Annotated in this window: 18 protein-coding genes; 15 read left to right on the top strand and 3 right to left on the bottom strand. The window is 55.6% G+C overall.

Annotation, left to right across the window (positions count from 1 at the left end):
* Nucleotides 1–2: 2 nt before the first annotated feature.
* The 6 genes from K1V27_RS18080 (at nucleotide 3) to K1V27_RS18055 (ending at nucleotide 5,799) form a co-directional block, all read left to right on the top strand.
* Complete coding sequence (locus K1V27_RS18080; protein ID WP_258931462.1) at nucleotides 3–464, top strand: hydrogenase iron-sulfur subunit; 462 nt, start codon at nucleotides 3–5, stop codon at nucleotides 462–464.
* A 107-nt stretch (nucleotides 465–571) separates the two neighbouring features.
* Nucleotides 572–1,540, top strand: a complete 969-nt coding sequence (locus K1V27_RS18075; protein ID WP_258931461.1) for a 4Fe-4S dicluster domain-containing protein — start codon at nucleotides 572–574, stop codon at nucleotides 1,538–1,540.
* Between the two features lie 51 nt (nucleotides 1,541–1,591).
* Entirely contained in the window at nucleotides 1,592–2,659 is a 1,068-nt protein-coding gene (locus tag K1V27_RS18070) for a 4Fe-4S dicluster domain-containing protein (RefSeq protein WP_258931460.1), read from the top strand.
* Nucleotides 2,643–3,476 carry an FAD/NAD(P)-binding protein gene (locus K1V27_RS18065; protein ID WP_435051678.1) on the top strand — a complete coding sequence of 278 codons (834 nt, stop codon included), beginning with the start codon at nucleotides 2,643–2,645 and terminating at the stop codon, nucleotides 3,474–3,476. Before K1V27_RS18070 ends, K1V27_RS18065 begins: the two co-directional genes overlap by 17 nt.
* Before the next feature lie 329 nt (nucleotides 3,477–3,805).
* Nucleotides 3,806–4,525 (top strand): thioredoxin-dependent peroxiredoxin, encoded by a 720-nt coding sequence (gene prxU, locus K1V27_RS18060; protein WP_258931458.1) that lies wholly within the window; start codon nucleotides 3,806–3,808, stop codon nucleotides 4,523–4,525.
* Between the two features lie 179 nt (nucleotides 4,526–4,704).
* A complete protein-coding gene (locus K1V27_RS18055; protein WP_258931457.1) occupies nucleotides 4,705–5,799 on the top strand; it encodes a PAS domain-containing sensor histidine kinase in 1,095 nt (364 codons plus the stop codon).
* A 274-nt stretch (nucleotides 5,800–6,073) separates the two neighbouring features.
* Here K1V27_RS18055 and scpB read toward each other — a convergent pair whose 3' ends face one another.
* The gene (scpB, locus tag K1V27_RS18050) at nucleotides 6,074–6,853 is read right to left on the bottom strand and encodes a methylmalonyl-CoA decarboxylase (RefSeq protein WP_353740618.1); all 780 of its coding nucleotides are present in this window, start codon (nucleotides 6,851–6,853) and stop codon (nucleotides 6,074–6,076) included.
* Between the two features lie 567 nt (nucleotides 6,854–7,420).
* Here scpB and K1V27_RS18045 point away from each other — a divergent pair.
* On the top strand, nucleotides 7,421–10,321 hold the full coding sequence (locus K1V27_RS18045) for a hybrid sensor histidine kinase/response regulator (RefSeq protein ID WP_258931455.1): 2,901 nt from the start codon (nucleotides 7,421–7,423) through the stop codon (nucleotides 10,319–10,321).
* Nucleotides 10,322–10,341: 20 nt separating this feature from the next.
* Here K1V27_RS18045 and K1V27_RS18040 read toward each other — a convergent pair whose 3' ends face one another.
* Complete coding sequence (locus K1V27_RS18040) at nucleotides 10,342–10,998, bottom strand: NifB/NifX family molybdenum-iron cluster-binding protein (RefSeq protein WP_258931454.1); 657 nt, start codon at nucleotides 10,996–10,998, stop codon at nucleotides 10,342–10,344.
* 603 nt (nucleotides 10,999–11,601) lie between these two features.
* On the opposite strand from K1V27_RS18040, the gene nuoE reads away from it, so the two are divergent.
* The 3 genes from nuoE (at nucleotide 11,602) to K1V27_RS18025 (ending at nucleotide 14,826) form a co-directional block, all read left to right on the top strand.
* A complete protein-coding gene (nuoE, locus tag K1V27_RS18035; RefSeq protein ID WP_258931453.1) occupies nucleotides 11,602–12,153 on the top strand; it encodes an NADH-quinone oxidoreductase subunit NuoE in 552 nt (183 codons plus the stop codon).
* Nucleotides 12,137–14,062, top strand: coding sequence for an NADH-ubiquinone oxidoreductase-F iron-sulfur binding region domain-containing protein (locus tag K1V27_RS18030; protein ID WP_258931452.1), 1,926 nt, complete (start codon nucleotides 12,137–12,139; stop codon nucleotides 14,060–14,062). Before nuoE ends, K1V27_RS18030 begins: the two co-directional genes overlap by 17 nt.
* 62 nt (nucleotides 14,063–14,124) lie before the next feature.
* The gene (locus K1V27_RS18025; protein WP_258931451.1) at nucleotides 14,125–14,826 is read left to right on the top strand and encodes a 2Fe-2S iron-sulfur cluster-binding protein; all 702 of its coding nucleotides are present in this window, start codon (nucleotides 14,125–14,127) and stop codon (nucleotides 14,824–14,826) included.
* Here the strand turns inward: K1V27_RS18025 and K1V27_RS18020 are convergent.
* On the bottom strand, nucleotides 14,779–15,474 hold the full coding sequence (locus tag K1V27_RS18020) for a sulfite exporter TauE/SafE family protein (RefSeq protein ID WP_258931450.1): 696 nt from the start codon (nucleotides 15,472–15,474) through the stop codon (nucleotides 14,779–14,781). The genes K1V27_RS18025 and K1V27_RS18020 overlap by 48 nt on opposite strands.
* A gap of 220 nt (nucleotides 15,475–15,694) precedes the next feature.
* On the opposite strand from K1V27_RS18020, the gene K1V27_RS18015 reads away from it, so the two are divergent.
* From K1V27_RS18015 to K1V27_RS17995, 5 genes are read left to right on the top strand one after another with little or no spacing between them, the layout of a single operon-like run.
* Nucleotides 15,695–16,288 (top strand): nitrous oxide reductase accessory protein NosL, encoded by a 594-nt coding sequence (locus K1V27_RS18015; RefSeq protein WP_258931449.1) that lies wholly within the window; start codon nucleotides 15,695–15,697, stop codon nucleotides 16,286–16,288.
* Between the two features lie 29 nt (nucleotides 16,289–16,317).
* Nucleotides 16,318–16,629: a hypothetical protein gene (locus tag K1V27_RS18010; protein ID WP_258931448.1), complete on the top strand. Its 312-nt coding sequence runs from the start codon at nucleotides 16,318–16,320 to the stop codon at nucleotides 16,627–16,629.
* The gene (locus tag K1V27_RS18005; RefSeq protein WP_258931447.1) at nucleotides 16,626–17,783 is read left to right on the top strand and encodes an ABC transporter permease family protein; all 1,158 of its coding nucleotides are present in this window, start codon (nucleotides 16,626–16,628) and stop codon (nucleotides 17,781–17,783) included. Before K1V27_RS18010 ends, K1V27_RS18005 begins: the two co-directional genes overlap by 4 nt.
* Entirely contained in the window at nucleotides 17,773–18,471 is a 699-nt protein-coding gene (locus K1V27_RS18000) for an ABC transporter ATP-binding protein (RefSeq protein WP_258931446.1), read from the top strand. Before K1V27_RS18005 ends, K1V27_RS18000 begins: the two co-directional genes overlap by 11 nt.
* Nucleotides 18,468–19,502: a hypothetical protein gene (locus K1V27_RS17995; protein WP_258931445.1), complete on the top strand. Its 1,035-nt coding sequence runs from the start codon at nucleotides 18,468–18,470 to the stop codon at nucleotides 19,500–19,502. The genes K1V27_RS18000 and K1V27_RS17995 overlap by 4 nt, the downstream gene beginning before the upstream one ends.
* Nucleotides 19,503–19,550: the final 48 nt, after the last annotated feature.

The raw sequence follows: 19,550 nt of genomic DNA, 5'->3' as shown, positions 1-19,550 counted from the left end.
ATATGACGCAATCACACGATAACCCCGCTCACAAGCAGGCCCTGACCATCGTCGGGTTTCTCTGTAACTGGTGCTCCTATGGAGGAGCGGATACGGCCGGGGTGTGTCGCTTCAAGCAACCAACGGATCTGCGCATCATCCGTGTTCCCTGCACGGGACGCATGGATCCCCTGTTCATTGCCCGGTCGCTTATTCTGGGTGCGGATGGCGTGCTGGTTTCCGGCTGTCATCCCAAGGATTGCCACTATGCCGTGGGAAACCTGTATGCACGGCGGCGGTTGGAAGTCCTGAAACGTATGCTGCCGTTTATGGGAATCGATGGGGACAGGTTTCGCTACACATGGGTTTCAGCGTCCGAAGGACAGCGCTGGCAACAAGTGGTGACCGAATTTTCCGAACAGATTCGATCCCTCGGTCCCAATCCCGGAGTAACCGGAAAATCGGCAGCCGCTGCAACAGCTTAAACAAAAACATAGCGGACAGGCTTGGCAGGATGCCTGCGTAGCATTTTGTCAGCGGCAGACCGGCAAACCAAACTGCACATTGGATCAAAGAGACGCAAGGAAGCATCGTGAATTCAGACCTTCGTTCGGAACTGCACAAAAAAGCAGAGCAGGCATGGCCTGATCTGGAGCTGTTGATCGGCTGGCAAGCCGGCTACGATGACCTGCACACAACCCCGGTATTCATTCGGGATTCTGCGGAAATCTCCAAGCTCATCTGGAATCCGTGGTGTACCCAGAATCTCGCCGTATATGTGGCAAAGCACTTTGCTGCAAGCAGCGGCAAGGACGACAAGAAAATCGGCGTCTGTGTGAAAGGCTGCGACAGCCGTTCACTGATCGCCCTCCTGCAGGAAAACCTGGTGGCACGAGAGCGGTTTTATATCATTGGGATGCCGTGCAAGGGAATTGTGGACCTGCGAAAATTACACGCTCTGTCCGGTGCGGCCAGGATTTTGTCGGTGCAGGTCAATGCCGAGCAGGTAGCATTGAAAAGCGCGGCCGGAGTACTACACTTTCCCCTGGATGAGGTTCTTATGCGCAAGTGCCGGCGCTGTCGCTATCCCAATCCACTCATCCACGATGTCCTCGTCGGCGACCCGCTGACCCCGAGAACCGACGCTCATGAAGCCTATAACGATGTCGCCGCCATCGAGCGTCTCTCCCTGCAGGAACGACTCGCTTTCTGGCAGGGCGAACTGGATCGATGTCTGCGCTGCTATGCCTGCCGCAACGCGTGCCCCCTTTGTGTCTGCCAGGATCGCTGTATTGCGGAAACGCGCGACCCCAAATGGCTCACCCAGTATATGCATTTGCCGGAGAAGTTCATGTTTCATTTTATCCATGCCCTGCATTTGGCCGGTCGCTGCACCGAATGCGGTGAGTGTGAAAGAGTGTGCCCCATGGAGATTCCCGTCGCCCTGATCAAGGAGGCATTGAATAAGATCACCCTGGAATTGCTTGACTTCGAAGCCGGCCTCGATCCCCAAAGAGTGCCCCCGCTGCTGACCTTCGACGCCGGCGAGACGGGGATCTGACAGAGGAATCATCTTGTCGACCTAACCTGTAAGAATTTGAAGGACGTTCGAGTGGACACCGCAATCAAGTTCATTGCTTTTGATCAACTGAATTCAGCTCTGGACAGAATTTCTGAGCAACTCGATGTCTGGGTTCCTGTTGCATCCAAGGACCAGAAAAGGGTGATCCAATTTGCACCCTATCGACCCGGCATGACACTGGTGCTGGACCATCAGACCACTTTGGGCCCCAAACAAGTGGTGCTGCCCCAGGTGGAAGCCCTGTTTCGCTTTGACTACCGAAAAAGTGCGGATGAACCTTCGCGGCAGAAGGTGCAACTGGAGGACCCGCACCCGCCGGCGCCAACGCTTATTTTTGGCGCTCGCCCCTGTGACGTGAAGGGCTTTCTGGTTCTGGATCAGGTCTTTTCTGCGGGACCGTTTGTGGACGGAATATACGCCGCCCGGCGCGAACAGACGCTGTTTGCCACGATGGTTTGTGGGCAGCAGGATTCCGCCTGCTTTTGCTCCTCCGTGGGCAGCGGCCCGACCGACAGGACGGGCAGCGATCTGTGGATCACTCCCATCGCCGCTGGCTACGTAGTGGAAGCACTCAGCGACCGGGCGCATCCCGTTATGGCATGGCTGCAGGAAGCGGCTACCGAGCTGCACGTGGCCGCCGCCGGAAAAGTCCAGGAAGAAGCGGCCAGGCAACAAGTGGGCAATCTGGCGGTCGATCAATGCCAACAGCATTTCCTGCAGCGCTTTGCCGACACGAACTACTGGCAGGAAGTGGCCGGACAGTGTCTCAGCTGCGGAATCTGCACCTTTGTGTGCCCCACCTGTTACTGCTTCAGCATCACCGATGAGATGAAAGACAAACACGGCGAGCGCATACGTTCCTGGGACTCCTGCATGTTTTTCACCTACACCCTGGAAGCAAGTGGCCATAATCCGCGCCCCAGCCGCCTGGAGCGCTACCGGAACAGAGTGGGTCACAAATTCAGCTACTTTCCCGAGAAATATCAAGGTTTGATCGCCTGCTGCGGATGCGGACGATGCATTCGCAACTGTCCCGTCTCCATTGATATCCGCAAGGCAGTACAAAACCTGCAAGGACAAAATCATGCATGCTCATAACCCCTATCGTCCCGACCTGGCAAGCATTCGCGAGGTCGTCCAGGAAACCGCCAATATCAAGACTCTACGTGTTGTCTTCGAGGACGAGTCAGTGATGCACAACTTCAGCTTCCGCCCGGGACAAGTGGCGCAGCTTTCGGTGTTCGGGGTGGGCGAATCCACCTTTGTCATCAATTCACCGCCGACTCGCAGGGAATACCTGCAATTCAGTGTGATGCGGGTGGGCGAGGTGACTCAGCGGATTCACCAGTTGAATGCCGGCGACCAGGTTGGAGTGCGCGCTCCGCTGGGCAACGGTTTTGACTATGAAAACATGCAGGGCAAAGACATCCTGTTCATCGGCGGCGGCATCGGGATGGCTCCACTGCGCACGCTGCTTCTGTTCATGCTGGATAAGCGGGAAGATTATGGCGACATCATGGTCATCTATGGAGCCAGAACGCCGCACGACCTTTGCTATCAGTATGAATTCGACCAATGGCAAAAGGCAAACGTCAACCTGGTGCTGACCGTTGACAACGAATTTCCTGGCTGGAAAGAGAGGGTGGGGTTTGTGCCGACCGTGCTCTCGGAAGAGTCACCCAGCCCGCATAATCGCGTCGCCATCGTGTGTGGTCCGCCGATCATGATCAAGTTTGTGCTGTTCGGATTGAAAGAACAGGGATTCGAGGACTCCCAGATCATCACAACCCTCGAAAGGCGTATGAAATGCGGGGTTGGAATTTGCGGCCGGTGCAATATCGGAGCAAAATACGTCTGCGTCGACGGTCCTGTGTTCTCTCGTCAACAGCTGAGTGAAATGGTCAACGAACTGTAACGGGCAGGTTCGGCTGAATGCTGTCGGCTGCGGCCGGCACGCCCGTCCGGCAGGCCCGGGTCGACGCATCACCGAGGCCCGATTCCGTTTCCAACAAACCCGGCCATGGGAACAATCTGCCCCTGAAAGTTGTGGCTGGAAGGGTTGTTTTGCCCCCAGTGATCATGGTGACGATCTATTTTTCGTCCTATTGAGGATGGATTTTATGAACACCGGATTTTATTTTGGTTGGAGCGAGTTTTGCTTGATTAAACTCTCCGTTGCGGAAGTTGGTTTGCTCGAAGACCCGCACAGCATCACCATCCCATCAGAAAAGAAAGGAGCCGAATATGGGAGAGGAAATGGAGGTCGGTTGCGCACGCCCTACCGGGGGTCCGGTTGGGGAGACAAGCAACACACTAACTGCACAAGAAACTACGCCGGTCAAGGAGGTCAAGTCCATGATACAAGTCGGAAAAAAAGCACCTGATTTTGTAGCGCCCGCTTATCATCAGGGCAAATTCACCTCGGTAAAGCTGTCGGAATACCTTGGAAAGTGGGTGCTCCTGTGCTTCTATCCCGGTGATTTCACTTTTGTTTGAGCGACGGAAATTTCGGCAGTTGCCGAAAAATACTCAGAATTCCAGAAACTTGGTGTGGAAATCCTGTCAATGAGCATCGACAGTGTGTTCGTGCACAAGATGTGGAATGACAATGAACTGTCCAAGATGGTCAAGGGTGGAGTTCCATTTCCCATGCTCTCTGATGCGGGTGGAAAGGTCGGAAAAGTATTCGGTATATTTGACGAAGAAGCCGGCGTCGAGACACGCGGCAGGTTCATCATAGATCCCGAGGGGGTGGTGCAGGGCTACGAAGTTCTGACGCCTCCGGTGGGAAGGAACATTCAGGAAAGCATGCGTCAGGTACAGGCCTTCCAGCATGTGCGCGAAACCAAGGGCAAAGAGGCAACGCCTTCCGGTTGGAGGCCGGGAAAACCGACTCTCAAACCGGGACCCGAGCTGGTGGGAAAGGTTTGGGAAGTGTGGAAAACCCACATGGCATTCGACTGATTCCAAACCGATGGGGGACTCCGAAGAGAACACCCTCACAATTCCCCAATTGGCACAATTCTTGTTTATCCCTTGAACGGGATCCATATCCCCATTCCTGTATCGGAAATACCGCGATTTCCCCTGCCATCGGGTGACGTCGCGGTGTTTCCACCCAACCCGTATACGAGGCCGCACCAGTGTCGACGGACAGTGCTACCGAAACTCAGAGGAAGAGCGACCTATCCTTCTGCTATTTCGTCATAGACAGCCTGCCGTTGGCCATTGTCGCGGTGGATCCTGATCTGCGCATCACGCGATTCAACGCTTGGGCACAAGAAATCACCGGTCATTCCGAAAAGCAGGCCATTGGCCGGTACTGCGGCGATGTGTTGCAGGGGGGAATGTGCAGCCGTGACTGCCCCTTGCGCACCGTCATCAGCCGTCAGGAGCCCATTATCCGCATTGAAACGACCATACGCCGCCGGGGCGGCAACGCCATTCCCGTAGAAATGAACACTGCCGGACTGTTCGACCAAAGCGGCAATCTTATCGGCGCCGTAGAAGCCTTTCAGGATATCTCCAAGAAAAAAGCCCAGGAACGGGAAAAGTCCAATCTCATCTCCATGTTTGCCCACGACATGAATTCTTCACTGACCGGGATTCATGGACTTGGATTGCGGCTTCTCAAGACTGAAGATCTCAACCAGGAAAAACCGCGTAAATTCATCGAAGTCCTCACCAAGGAGGCAAGCAAGCTGGAGTTTCTGGTCAAGGATTTTCTCGAATTTTCACGTTTGCAGACTGGCAAGCTGAATTTAACCTTTGACGCCACCTTTCTGGACAAGGAACTCTATGAACTGTTCAGTATTTATGAACCCAAAGCAGCCGCCATGGGGATCCTGCTCACCCTCGAGAGTGCCGCCAGCCTGCCGGTGATTGAAGCGGATGCCAATCGCCTGCGCAGAGTCTTCGCAAACCTTTTGAGCAACGCTCTCAAGTTTTCACGACAGGGCGGTAAAGTGGCCATCACCGTTGAGGAAAGCGACGGAGAGGTGATGGTCACGGTCCGGGACGACGGAATAGGCATAGACCCCGAGGAACTGCCATACATTTTTGATATTTTCCATCGCGGAAGGGACGCCGAAAAAAAAGAGGGCTACGGCGTAGGTTTGGCCATCGTGAAGGCCATAGTGGAAGGCCACGGAGGGCGCGTTCTGGTTGCCAGTGAACCGGGTAAGGGATCGACCTTCACGGTTTTTTTGCCAAAAATCCGGAAACTGGGTGAAGAGTAGCACCAGTGATGCGGCATTGGCCCGTTTAATGCTTAACCCGTATGTTCTTCTCCTTCTTGATTGGTTTCTAGCGGACAGGCGAGACGGAAACTTAGGCAGCCAGGTGCCTGTTCACCATCAACCGAAGGAGATGGTGAGGGAGTGAATCTCTCTCCCCTCACTCCCTCACCCCCACCTCGCCGGTTGTATTCAAGTGCCGACTGCGCATTGTTTTCAGCTGGATGCGGTGGCGAATTTTTCTCGCGGCAAAAGTGCATTCCCACCCGCTCACTTCTCATTCTCCCTTAAACTGCGGACGGCGCTTTTCGTGAAACGCCAAAATTCCCTCGCAGTAATCTTTACTGTCATAAACACAGCGGCGAATCGCACCAATCTTTTCATAGGTTTCCGCGTCCATGGGATGCCCCTTGGAAAGCAGGCGAAATTCTTCTTTCAACGCGCGAATGGCCAAAGGGGAATTGCCCACGATTTTTTCCGCCAGCCCCCGGGTGAACGATTCCAGTTTGTCGGATTCAACCAGGTGATTCAAAATGCCTAGGTTGAGCGCTTCCGAAGCGTTCATGGGAGCCGCCGTGAAGAACATTTCTTTGGCTTTATTCAACCCGAGCACATTAATGAAATGAATCATCCCGGAAGGATTGTAGGGAATACCGATTTTCGCCGGCGTCATGGCAAAGGTGGCCGTCTCGCAGCCAATCACAATGTCGCAGGTGAGGACCAGATCACAGGCACCTCCCCATACCCCGCCTTCAATCATGGCAATAACCGGGTCCGGGTAGTCTTGAACGCGGCGCAGCAGCTGTTCAAACGGGCTGTTATAAGGCAGAGGGTCGCGACCCGGCCTGGGCAGCTCATGCACGTCATGACCTGCGCTCCAAACCTTGCTTCCGGCAGAAGCGCGCAGAATAATGACGCGCATTTTCGATCGCTCGAACGTGTCGAGCGCGGCAAAAAAATCTTCGATGAGCGCATGACTCAGGCAGTTCCTTTTTTGCGGATTATTCATGGTTAATGTGCCGATTTGCTGCGTCATTTCAGTCAGCACCAGAGCCATCATGTCCTCCTTGTTATTTCCTTTGAACCATTGCAAAAAGCTTTCACCCCAATCGGGCGGATTCGCCCCCAACAGCAGGTCGTTCCGATGCAATACGGTTTGGAACCGAATTCTCATGCCCGATTAAGCAGTTGCCTTGGACATCACAAATTCTTGCATAAAAACGAGTTCTTGGATATGTTCCAAAACAACCTGACATTGGCAGTTTATCGTTATTTTGGAAAGGGCTTTGTTCTTATCGGCGTTCTTTCCCTGGTAATCTTTGACTTTGGCTCCCTTAGAGCTGATAGCGGCAGACACTTGACCCCGTGGGTGGGGCTCAGTGTTTAAAATAGAGTAATTTCAGGATATTGGGTTCCATTCCCCCCGGAAGGGAGCGGGAGTCTCGTCCGAGTGCCGCGGAGTCGTGTGTGGAAACTGTCAGCCTTTGATGGCTGCCGGCCTGGAAAGACGTAGATGAGGATGCAAGACCTGGATCCAATTGCTCTTGCGAGCAACGTGATCTCTTCCAGTATATGCTGATCAGACTGTCGCATGTGATTTGAGACCGACTTGGGAAAGCACCCCATGAAGTACAGGAATCCGCTTGCCGTATTGGTGTTGCTCTTTGCTCTGTTTGGATATCTGTTGCATTCAGCCTACCTTGAAGTCAAGCAACAGACTATCGATCAAGTCAATTCTCAGCAACTGTTGCTGGCGAAACAGGCGGCCAAAAGCATCGAAGATTTTTTTGATCATTACGTCCGGGTCATGACCAGTCTCGCCGGCATGGACAGCATCATTGATATGGACGAACGAAGTAAAGAATTGATGAAGGTTTTTTACCACACCCACACCTCCGACATCAAGTCCATCACTCGCTTGGATGAAAACGGCAAAGTCATTTACGCTTACCCTCCGCTTCCAAGCATTTTGGCCGCTGACTTATCCCACCAGGAACATGTGCAAAAGATAATGAGAACACACCAACCGGTGGTCAGTGACGTTTTCCGCAGCGTGCAGGGATTCGCAAGCGTAGCCTTACACGTACCGGTCTTTGAGCAAGACATCTACCGGGGGTCTCTGGGAATACTTATTCCTTTCGACTACCTGGCAAAGGACTACCTGGCGGCAATCAAGATCGCTGAGAGTGGCTATGCCTGGATGGTAAGCCGGCAGGGCGTGGAGCTCTACTGTCCGGTGCCGGGGCACATCGGCAAAACGGTTTTCGAAAACTGCCGGGACTTCCCCTCCATTCTCGCCATGGCCCGGGAAATGCTGCAGGGCAAGCAGGGAGTGACTTGGTACACGTTCGACAAAATAAAAGGGCAGGACATTGAGCCGGCCAAAAAGCTCGCCGCTTATCTACCGGTGCGACTTCCGGGAACCTTTTGGTCGATCGTGGTCGCTACCCCGGAAGACGAAGTACTGGCTACCATTCGTGGATTTAGGAACAAATTGCTGCTCATCACCGGCCTCATGCTGATCGTCGTCGTTTCTCTGTCCTACTATTTCAGCCGGGCTTTTCTCATCATGCGAGAAGTGGCGAAAAGAAGGCAGGTAGAGGAAAATCTGCGGCAGAGTGAAGAGAAATATCGCACACTCGTCGACAATTCTCCCATAGGAATCTATAGAACCACGCCGGGAGAAACGGGCGCATATTTATCGGCCAATCCCGCTTTGCTCAAAATGTTAGGTTTTGAATCCTTTGAAGACCTTCAGCAAACCACTCCCGCTCAGCAATATATCCATCCAGCGGAGCGCAGACAATTTTCAGAAAGACTTTTAGCCGCAGGCAACCTCAGGGCGGAACACCGTTTGAAGAAAAAAGACGGAACCCCCATTTGGGGCTCCATTACCGCCAGGGTGATCAAAGGAGAGGATGGTGAATGCGTCTACTTTGATTGTACGATGGAAGACACAACGGATCGCAAACTGGCCGAAAAGGCTCTTGTGGAGAGCGAAGCGAAGTATCGGGCGATTGTCGAGGATCAGACGGAGCTGGTTTCGCGCTTCCTTCCCGATGGAACCCTCACTTTTGTCAATCAAGCTTATTGCAGGTTTTTCGAGGAAAACGCAGCAGAGTTGGTTGGACAAAAATTCTGGCATCATGTGCCGGCCGCAGACCAGGAAATGTTCAGGCAATATTTGAGCGGTTTCAGCCCGCAAAAGTCAGTCAACACCATCGAACACCGGGTCGTTAACCGGCGGGGAGAAATATTCTGGCAACAGTGGAATGACAGGGCCATCTTCAATGAGGAAGGTGACATTATCGAATTCCAGGCGGTCGGGCGCGACATCACCGAGCGCAAGGTGGCGGAGCAGGAAAAACAGAAACTGGAAGCCGAACTGCGCCACGCCCAAAAAATGGAAGCCATCGGTACGCTTGCAGGAGGCATAGCCCATGAATTCAACAATATCCTCGGAATCATTCTGGGCAACGCGGAACTGGCGGCGGACGATATTCCCCAATGGAATCCGGCCAAGCTCAATCTGGATCAGATCAAAACAGCCAGTTTGCGCGCCAAAGACATTGTACAGCAGTTGCTCACATTCAGCCGCAAACGGGAAGAAAACCGACGGCCGATCGACCTTGTTTTGGTGGTCGAAGAAGCCGTGAAATTTCTGCGCTCTTCTATTCCCACAAGCATTGAAATCCGCTCCAACATAAGCAACGAAGAGTGCATCATCACTGCCGATCCAACTCAGATTCAGCAGATCATGATCAATTTGTCCACCAATGCAGCTCATGCCATGGAGGACCGAGGGGGGATTCTGCAATTTTCGCTGCAAAAGTCAACGTTGAGCGAGGCGAATGGGGAAAACGAGCCCAAGCTGGATGCGGGCCGGTATGTCGTGCTTGAAGTGAGCGATACGGGCGGTGGAATCCCCGCAGCAGTGGTGAATCGAATTTTTGATCCTTATTTCACCACCAAAGAAGCGGGCAAGGGAGTTGGGATGGGGCTCGCCGTGGTCCATGGTATCGTTCAGAGCCACGGCGGACATATTCTGGTGGAGAGCGGCCGGGAAGCGGGCACAAAGTTCAAACTCTTCTTCCCTGCCACAGATGCGGCAATGGATCCTGCCGAGGAACAGCACGAAGATATCCCCAGAGGGACAGAGAGGATCCTTTTTGTCGACGATGATGAGTCACTCGCGCAGTTGGGCACTCTGCAATTAGAAAGCCTTGGGTATCACGTGACGGCACAGACGAACCCTCAGAAGGCGCTCGAAATGTTCCGTTCGAACCCCGACCGGTTTGACTTGATCATCACCGATATGACCATGCCCGGCATGACGGGTGATCGCCTCATTGCAGAAATCCTCGGCATCCGTCCCAATTTGCCCGCCATTTTGTGCACCGGCTTCAGCGAACGGATCGACGAAGAAAGGGCCCTCATGCTGGGTGCCCGGGAATACGCTTTGAAACCGGTCGGCAGAAAACAGCTGGCGATGATCATCCGTAAGGTCCTCGATGGCATCCAATAGAGAACAAAGAAACGGCAGAATCACTTTTCCTGTATCTGGTCAATGCGCTGCCGAATTCTGCTGAGCTCATCGGCCAGCATGTCGGCCCGCTGTTTGAGCCAAGCCAGCTCATCCTGATCGCTCTGCCCCGCACCCCTGGCGGACCATGGCTCGGTGTCCCAGTTGCGAAACACCGGCGCCCCACCTGCAGATCCTCCCTGCCTCATGCCCATCCCTCTGCCGCCACAACCACCCAATCGTCCTCCCTTCATTCCCCGGCCGCCGCCGCCCATTCCCCGGCCGGCCCCCGTGCCCATTCCGCGCCCCTGTTGAGGCCCTCTCCTACTACTGGAGGCTGCTCCAGCATAGGCATCCTTTGCAAAGTCACCCGCCTTGAATCGCTTTAAGGCATCGGCAACCTTTCCGCTTACCCCGGTCACCATTTGCACACCTGCAGCGGACAACACCTGATCGGCTTTCGGTCCGATTCGGCCGGTAATCACGGCTTTTGCCCCTCGATCACAAATGAGTTGTGCCGTGCTGATGCCCGCCCCGCTTGACGCTTCCAGGTTGGGATTGTCGATTGCCTCGAACTCCATGGTCTCGGGATCCGCCAGGATAAAATGCCGGCTTCTTCCGAAGCGGGGATCAATTTCACTGTCTAATGTTGGCTCCATTGCTGATACGGCGATTTTCATGCTGTTCCCTCTTTCAATGGTGTAAATTCAACAGACTCCGCTCGACATTGATAGCGAATTACATTCGTTTTACACTGACGAGAAAAGGCAAGATACATGCCAGCGGTCAATCACCGTATATTCCGCCGAGAAATCATCCATCACCCCGCGCTTACCATGCAAGTAATGGATTTTACGTTAATAAAATCTAATTGTGAAGGGTTCGTCCATCTGCTCTTCGGGCAGTTTTCCCTGCCCGGCATGCGACATCTCTTCTGCCGCCGGAACATCGGATAATCAGTCCCATCCGGGCAATTTGGAATCAAACTGTTCCATGGGGTAATCTGCAGGATGCATAATGTTCCGCCCAATCGCTGACAAGGGATGAATTGCTTCATTATTGTAGCAGCAAGGGCAACCCACCAGCACCGCCTATGCGGCATGAGTTTTGCTCTCGTATGAGGGGCGAAAAGGAGGATTGCAATGAGCGGGAAACAGGAAAAATGGGCGTGCGCCCACTGCGGTAATGCTGATGCGGTTGCTTTCGAAGGGAAAGCCTCCATGTCGAACACAGCGGCTCCGTCATCTTGTGCAGCAACTGGAACCTAACGAGGAGGAAAACCCATGAATATGAATCACTCAAGAGCTGATCCATGGATTGCAGAAGAGGAAGCGATGCTTGAGGAGCTGGCCTCAAGCATCTCCGTTTATGACAGCCACAGAAACAATCTCATCCCCATGCTGCAGGCGATTCAAAAGGACCACGGCTACCTGTCGGCAAGCGCCATGGAGATGGTGGCCGGGCATCTGGACATCTCACCGAGCGAAGTTTATGGGGTTGCCAGCTTCTACAACCAATTCCGTTTTCACCCGCCGGGGAAACACCGGATCAAGGTATGCCTCGGCACCGCCTGCCACGTGGTGGGAGGCGACATCATCCTGGAAAACTTCGAGCGCAAACTGGGCATCAAAGACGGTGAGACGACTGCCGATCGGGAGTTCAGCATCGAGCGAGTCGCCTGTGTGGGCTGTTGCGCGCTCGCTCCTGTCGCCGTCGTGGACGAAGTGGTTGAGGCGCATATTGCGCCGAGTCGAGTGGAGGGGATTCTTTTCAACTTTGAGCTAGAGAGAGACCAACGAGATAAGGAAGCACAAGACAGTGAATCTGCATCTTGAAAAGTCGCCCCAGGAACGTTTTGCAGCGCTGCTGGAAAAAGCCGGGGAGTGTGCGGCGCCGGAGCAGCGCGACACCATTCCCCGCATTTACATAGGCATGGCTACCTGTGGCCTGGCTGCAGGAGCCGCTGAAACCAAGGCCGCCTTTGAAGAGGTTCTGGCCGAACAGCACATCGAGGCGGATATCATCCCGGTAGGATGCCTCGGCCATTGCTATGCCGAACCGCTTGTGGTCATCGAGAACCCGGGCTTTCCCGCCATCGCTTACCACCAGGTGACGCCTGGTAAAGCCAAGGTTCTGGTTAAATCGTTCCTGGTCGAAGGGGACCCGCTGTTTGAATATGTTCTGGCGGCCATGGAAGAAAACGATCTGATTCCGACAGTTGCCGACTTCCCCCGATTCAACCTGGAACAGAGAATTGTTATGCGGCACTGCGGGGTTATTGATCCAACCGATATCAATCAGTACCTGGTCAAGGGAGGTTATGCAAGCCTGGCACGGGCTCTCAGCCTGCCGCCCGAGGAAATCATCCGCATGGTTGCCGAAGCGGGCCTCAGAGGACGGGGAGGAGCCGGGTTCCCCACCGGCCGCAAATGGGAACTGGCAAAGGCCGATCCAGGCACTGAGAAGACGGTGATCTGCAATGCCGACGAGGGCGATCCCGGAGCCTACATGGACCGGACTCTTTTGGAGAGTGACCCGCACCAGTTGCTTGAGGGCCTGGCGATCTGCGCTTACTGCGTGGGCGCTGCAAAAGCAGTTGTTTACGTCAGGGCGGAATACCCGCTCGCAGTCGAAACCATCACAACCGCCATTGACCAGGCGCGAGACGCCAATCTTTTGGGGCGGAGCATCCTGGGGACATCGTTTGACCTGGAGGTGACCGTTTTCCAGGGATCCGGGGCTTTTGTGTGCGGCGAAGAAACCGCACTTATCCAATCCGTTGAAGGGAAACGGGGAATGCCCCAACACCGTCCTCCCTACCCGGTACAGCACGGTCTCTGGGACCAGCCCACCGTGATCAATAACGTCAAGACCCTCTCCACAATTCCCACCATCATTGAACACGGATCCCAATGGTTCCGTTCCGTCGGCGCCCAAACCAGCCCGGGCACAGCAATCTTCTCGGTAGTGGGAAAGGTGATTCATCCGGGGCTGGTGGAAATCCCCATGGGGACGACACTCGGTACGCTCATTTTTAACATCTGCGGAGGGGTACCCAAACAAAAACAGTTCAAGGCCGTGCAGATCGGCGGCCCCTCTGGAGGATGCCTGCCCGAAAGTTTTCTTGACACCCCGGTTGATTTTGACTCCCTCACCCAGGCCGGCGCCATGATGGGCTCAGGCGGTATGGTGGTGATGGATGAAGAGAGCTGCATGGTCAATGTGGCCAGATATTTTCTCGAGTTTACCCAGAACGAATCGTGCGGCAAGTGCACCTTCTGCCGCTTAGGCACACGTCATCTCCTGAACATTCTGGATCGAATCACTAAGGGCCAGGGCAAGGAATCGGATCTCGATGTGCTCGACAGTCTGGCACGCGACATCCAACGGGGATCGCTGTGCGGACTCGGCAAGACAGCTCCAAATCCGGTTCTCACTTCACTGAATTACTTTAGATCAGAGTACCAGGCCCATATTAGCGAAAAACGTTGTCCCGCCATGATGTGTCGGACGCTGACCGCCTTCTATATCGACCCGGACAAGTGTGCACGCGGCTGCGAAGTCTGTGTCGGCTGCTGTCCGGTAGAGGCCATCTTCACTGCAAAGGGGCGCAAGAAGGCGATTGATCAGAGCTTATGCGTCAAATGTGGAGAGTGCATGGTGAGCTGCCCGCCCGAATATGATGCGGTCAAAAAGGTGTCCCCCGCTGAGTTGGCGCCAATCGTGGAACGTCCGGAAAGCTGAGTGGACTGGTTCCCCCAATGAGATCTGGCTGTTTGATTTTGTCTGTCCATAGGAATGAGGGCATGATTCAATTGACCATAGATGGAACTAAAATAGTGGCTCAACCGGGAAAAAACCTGCTCCAGGTTTGCCTCGAAAACGACGTCTACGTTCCGCACCTTTGCCACATGGAGGGTATGGAAGATCCTCCGGCATCCTGCAGACTCTGCCTGGTGGAAATTGAAGGGGTCAACGGAACCGTTGCCTCATGCCGCATAGCACCTCGCGACGGCATGGTTGTCACCACGCAGAGCCAAGCCGTCAGACAGCTGCAACGATCCGCCCTGCAACTGCTGCTTTCCGCCCATCGGGTGGACTGCCGCAACTGTGCCTCCAACAAGCGCTGCGCATTGCAGCAGATGGCAAAGTTTCTCAAGGTGCCTTTGAAGGTGAAACATCTGGACCATCTGCTTGATGAAACAGACTACCAGTTGAACCACCCCGTGCTCGAATATGATCCCGGCAAATGCGTTTTATGCGGCAAGTGCATCTATGTTTGCACCCGGCAACAGGCGCATCCCGTTCTCACCTTTGCCCGCAGGGGCTTCGAGACGGTGATCGGCTTCATGGGAAGCACGCCGCCCTCTGAGCTTCCCTGCCTTGACTGCCTCGCCTGCAGCGCCATTTGCCCGGTAAGCGCAATCTATCCTAAAAAGCCAGAGGCAGCGTCATCTCATTCACCCGGACCGGCCGATCAGCGCCTGAATGGCGTCGGCAAACAGTGACAGTGCCATGCCGATCATGAGCAGGCCCGAGAGGAATTCCGAGTAGATTCTGTAACGCCGGGTCATTTTGGAGGCAACCGTTCCTACCAGGGCCAACCCGGGGACGGTACCAAGGCCGAATGCGAGGCACAAAAAGCCCGCGCCGGCCGGATCCGCCAACGGCAACACACGGGCAAACGCCGCATAGGACAACCCGCACGGCAGCAGTCCCAGCATCAGCCCAACGACATACAGCGCAAAGCGACTGTTCGCTCTTTGGGCTGCTCTCAGGGCGGCGGTAAAACCCGGTATCCTTACGGGCGTGGCCAGGGACAGCCAGGCCGGTTCATGCAGGACATCTATCTGCATGAGCCCGAAGGTCAGCAGGAAGACGGCAGCCACCACCGAAAAGCCGACCTGAAGTGCAGCCATCCAGGCCAGGTAGCCGGACCCTGCCGCTATCATCCTGAACCCGGCTCCCAGTGCTCCGAGGATCCCACCCATCACAACATAGGTTGTCAGGCGGCCCAGATGATAGAGAAAATGCGCGGCAAACCCGCCGCAGCGTGCCGGGAACGCGATCACAAGAGGCCCGCACATACCGATGCAGTGACCGGTACCGAGCAGCCCGAGAGCCAGCATGGAAAACATATCGGCAGTGCTCATCATGGGTTCTTACTCAACCATCGCGCCAGCATCGTTTCCTCCAGGGAGACTATCCTTTTGACCGTTGCCATGAGTAATCGTTCCTATATATTATAAGTTTTAAAGATAATGTTTTTGGTATAGAAAGTTGGGCTGAACCACGCGTTGCGCGTGACGAAACCCAACGCCTATTTTGCTGGGTTTCGTAGCTCAGCAAATCAGCTCCATGCCGAGGTAGGCGCAAATGATCGATCATTCTTCCGCAAAGGTTTTAGTCCTTATCTGGCTCATCCTGTGGTCGGCAGCCCTTTTCCTGAGCGGGATTGCAAAAGTGCCGCCGGTTTTGGCCGGGCAACCCGATGCCTCCCGGGAACGCTCCAGCGGTCCTCAGCCTGGCGTGCAAGGCCTGGACGCGACCGGCTGCATGCAGATCAACGATGCCGACAGGTGCCCCGTATGCGCCATGAAGGTAGCCAATTATCCCAACTTTTCAAGCGCCCTGCAGCTTACTGATGGGCGCACTTACTACTTCTGCGGCAGCGGGTGCATGATTCGCGCCTGGCTCCATCCGGATACATTTCTCGCGGCTCCTCGTGAGGATATCAAACGTGCTGTGGTCAGAGATTATTTCAGCGGGGAACAATTCGATGCCCTCGCCGCCACCTGGGTTGCCGGTTCAGATGTGATCGGCCCCATGGGACCGGCAATGGTGCCGCTCAAAGACGCAAAGCTGGTCGAAGTCTTCAAGAGACGTCATGGCGGCAGGGCCACCTTTCTCCTGCAGCAAATGACCGATGAGAAGTGGCAGCAACTCACCGGAAAGCGAGCAACTCCCTGAGTGGTAACGCCTGGCAAGAGGGAACCGTGATGCAACCTGACAAACTGACAGCCGCCAGCCGAATCGTGCGTGCCATTGTGATCTTATTCGTGCTTGCAGCGGCAGGGATTCTATTGGCCTCTTTTGCCGGCTCTCCTCAGCAGCGCATCAGGCTGTTTGCCCGCAGCTTGAACCTCACCAGCCCTGCCTTCATAGCGGCCGGACACGCATTGCGCCATCCGGAATTTTTGCATCCCGCGGTTGATCTGTGCTTCTCCCCACTGCTCGGCAACCCGCCGCCAGATCCTCACGCACTTCTTTTTGAACCACGAGCACCCCTTGTGAGTGAAGGGCTGCGATGAAGCATCCGATCATCAGCCCACTCTGGATATGGGCCGCCAGGGACCTGATGCGCCACCCATACGAAGCGCTTCTGCTTGTGCTGTCGCTCACCTCCCTCATTGCCATCATGGGGGCTGCATTGCTCCTGGTTGAAGCTGTGTCCCATGAGGCAACCGACTTGCTGAAAGCGGGACCGTCGCTGGTGGTGAGGCGAATCAGCGGGGGCGGATGGGTTCCCCTGCCGAAACGGGAATCCCTGCAGTTGGCCAAATCAGTACCCGGCGTGGTCCATGCCCGAACCAGATTGTGGGGAACTGTGCTCGGTCCCGAAGGCCCGGTCACCCTCTTCGGGGTGGACCAGCTTGAAGGCGACCTGCTGCTCGCCCACCAGCTCTCGCGCCGGCCTGCTGCCGGGGAGGCGGTGATAGGCCATGGGGTACTCTCACAGCTGAACCAGACAGTTATTACCCTCACCGGTCAGGAAACATTGAATTTTAAAATAATCCAGATACTCGAACCGCATACGAGCGTGGCAACCCACGACATTGTTCTGCTCGATGCGACCGATGCCGGGAAATTGCTTGGTGTTCCAGATGGATTTGCCAGCGATCTCGCCATCGAGGTCTTCCATGAAGAAGAGGAGCAGGCGATTGTGCCTGATCTGGCCGCTGCATTTCCATGGCCGGTGCGAATAACCACTCGTAGGGAGGCGATCGGCAGCTATTCGGCGGGGTGGGCACGGCTCGGCGGAATGACGGGTTTTATTCTGTTACCGGCATTGACCGCACTGGCGTTGATCGTTGCAGGAACCATCAGGGACCGCCTCGGCCGCAGGTATGAAGTCGGATTGCTGAAGGCATTGGGCTGGACCTCCACCGACCTGATCAGACTGCAAATGTATCGAGCCATACTACTGGCGATGGCTGCGGCGGCCTGCGGTATGCTCTCTGCCTGCCTCCTGGTTTTCTGGCCGGGATCCCCCTGGGCCGGCTTTTTTTTGAGCGGCTGGCAGACTCACCCCGCCGCCTTGCATATCAACGCTTCCGGGGCTTTTTGGGTGTTGGTCCAGATCAGCGCTATCATCATTCTGCCGTTCCTAACAGCGACCCTGTGGCCGGCTCTCAAAGGCGTAGCGGCTGATCCGCAGGATTTGCTTCAAGGTCATGAAAGATAACGTCATCGACCGTGGACTCGAGTGCCGCGGCGTCACCCTGATCCATGAGGGTGCGGGCAGCCATGCGCAGACTGTACTGCAGAATGTTTCCGCCCGTTTTCACGCCGGATGCATAGCCCTCATAACCGGGGTTACGGGAGCCGGTAAGAGCAGCCTGCTACACATTTTGGCGGGCCTTCTCAGACCATCCTCCGGCACCGTATACGCCGCCGGGCAGCCGGTTTCCAGGTGGATCAGCGCATACCGGGACCTGTGGCGTCGCAAAGTGGGCATGCTTTTTCAGAACCCCCACTTTCTCTATGACCTCACCGCCCTCGAAAACATCATGCTGCCATTGGCTCCCCGTGGCTTTGACGGCGCCACTGTACGGAAACGCGCTCTGACACTGCTCGATCAACTGGAACTCTCCCAACTTGCCGGACGAAACGTTGCCACCCTATCGGGTGGACAGAAGCAGCGACTTTCAATGGCCCGGGCGCTCATGGGGGAACCGCTGTTTCTCCTGGCCGACGAGCCGACCGCCCACCAGGACGAGCGTGGCTGCCGCGTCATGCTGCAACTGCTGCAGGCAGCCGGAGAGAACGAGGCAACCGTTGTGATTGCCGCCCACGATGCTCGCTGCATCCAGGCCAACATCGCCGATGACCGCTGGCTGCTGGCAAACGGGCAATTGAAGAGAATAGAATGATCTGGCATCCCCTCCTGCTGGCCGTCCTTATCCTGGATTCCCTCAGTTTTTTCATGGTCTCCGCTGCCGCTGTGACTGCCTTGCGCATAGTCATAAGCTGGTCGCCCCAAAGTGCAGAGCAGCATCAAATCCGCCTGGAGGTCAAAGCCGAAGTCGCTTCTGTTCAGGTGCGCGGCGCAGGGCTCCTGTTTGTGGCGTCAAGCGTGCTGTTCATTGTTGCCGTCAGCAACGTACTGCCGGCCCTGGTGCCTGGAGCCATGTGCGGCACCGGTGTTCTGCAGGCCTGCAGAGGACTCGGTCAGCGCGCGCTGGCGTTTCGCCTGCTGACCATTGTCATCGTGTACGTGTGGTGCAGCGTGGATCGGCTGAATCGAGCGCACCCGGACGCCCCCCTGACAACGGTGAGCGGCCGGGGATGCCTGCTGCTTGTCCCTGTTCTCTTCCTGGCCTATCTGGACAGCGTGCGCGCCGTCATGGCCCTTGACACTCATCAGCCGGTGGATTGCTGTGCGGTCGTCTACGACCAGGTCCGTTCCCTTGCCCCGGCAACGGGTAACCTCCTCAGTCTACCCGATGCATGGATGGTGGCAGTATTCCTGGCAGCCGGCATACTGCTCATTGTCCTCGGCCTGAGAGTCTGGCGGGCAAAATCCCCGCCGAGTTCACCGCTGAGTTTTGCACTCACCGGGCTTTCACTCCTCTGGGTTCCGCTGGCTTACCTGGCATTGATTCGGGTTTTGGCGGCGTATCATTATCAAGTGTTGTATCACCACTGCCCATGGTGCCTGTTCTTAGCCGACCATCATCTGGTCGGGTATCCCCTGTTCGGAGCGCTGGCAGTGACCTGCCTGGAAGGATGTGTCCTCTGGGTGGGGCTTAAAGTTGCGCGGGACTTCCCGCAGGTTGCAATCCCTGCGTACAACCGCTCGCAACTGGCTGGACTTAGCATTGCCAGCGCCACACTGCTGTTCGTTGTGCTGGCCGCGGGACCGGCCATGTTATGGAGGCTCCGCTTTGGTGTTTGGATGTAACGAGGCTGGCGAGGGGAAGCCGGCGGCGCGCCGACGCCGGCCTCCAAA

Source organism: Desulfoferrobacter suflitae (genome assembly GCF_022603395.1).
GTDB classification, from domain to species: domain Bacteria; phylum Desulfobacterota; class Syntrophobacteria; order Syntrophobacterales; family Syntrophobacteraceae; genus Desulfoferrobacter; species Desulfoferrobacter suflitae.
This window is presented reverse-complemented; position numbering and strand designations above follow the sequence as displayed.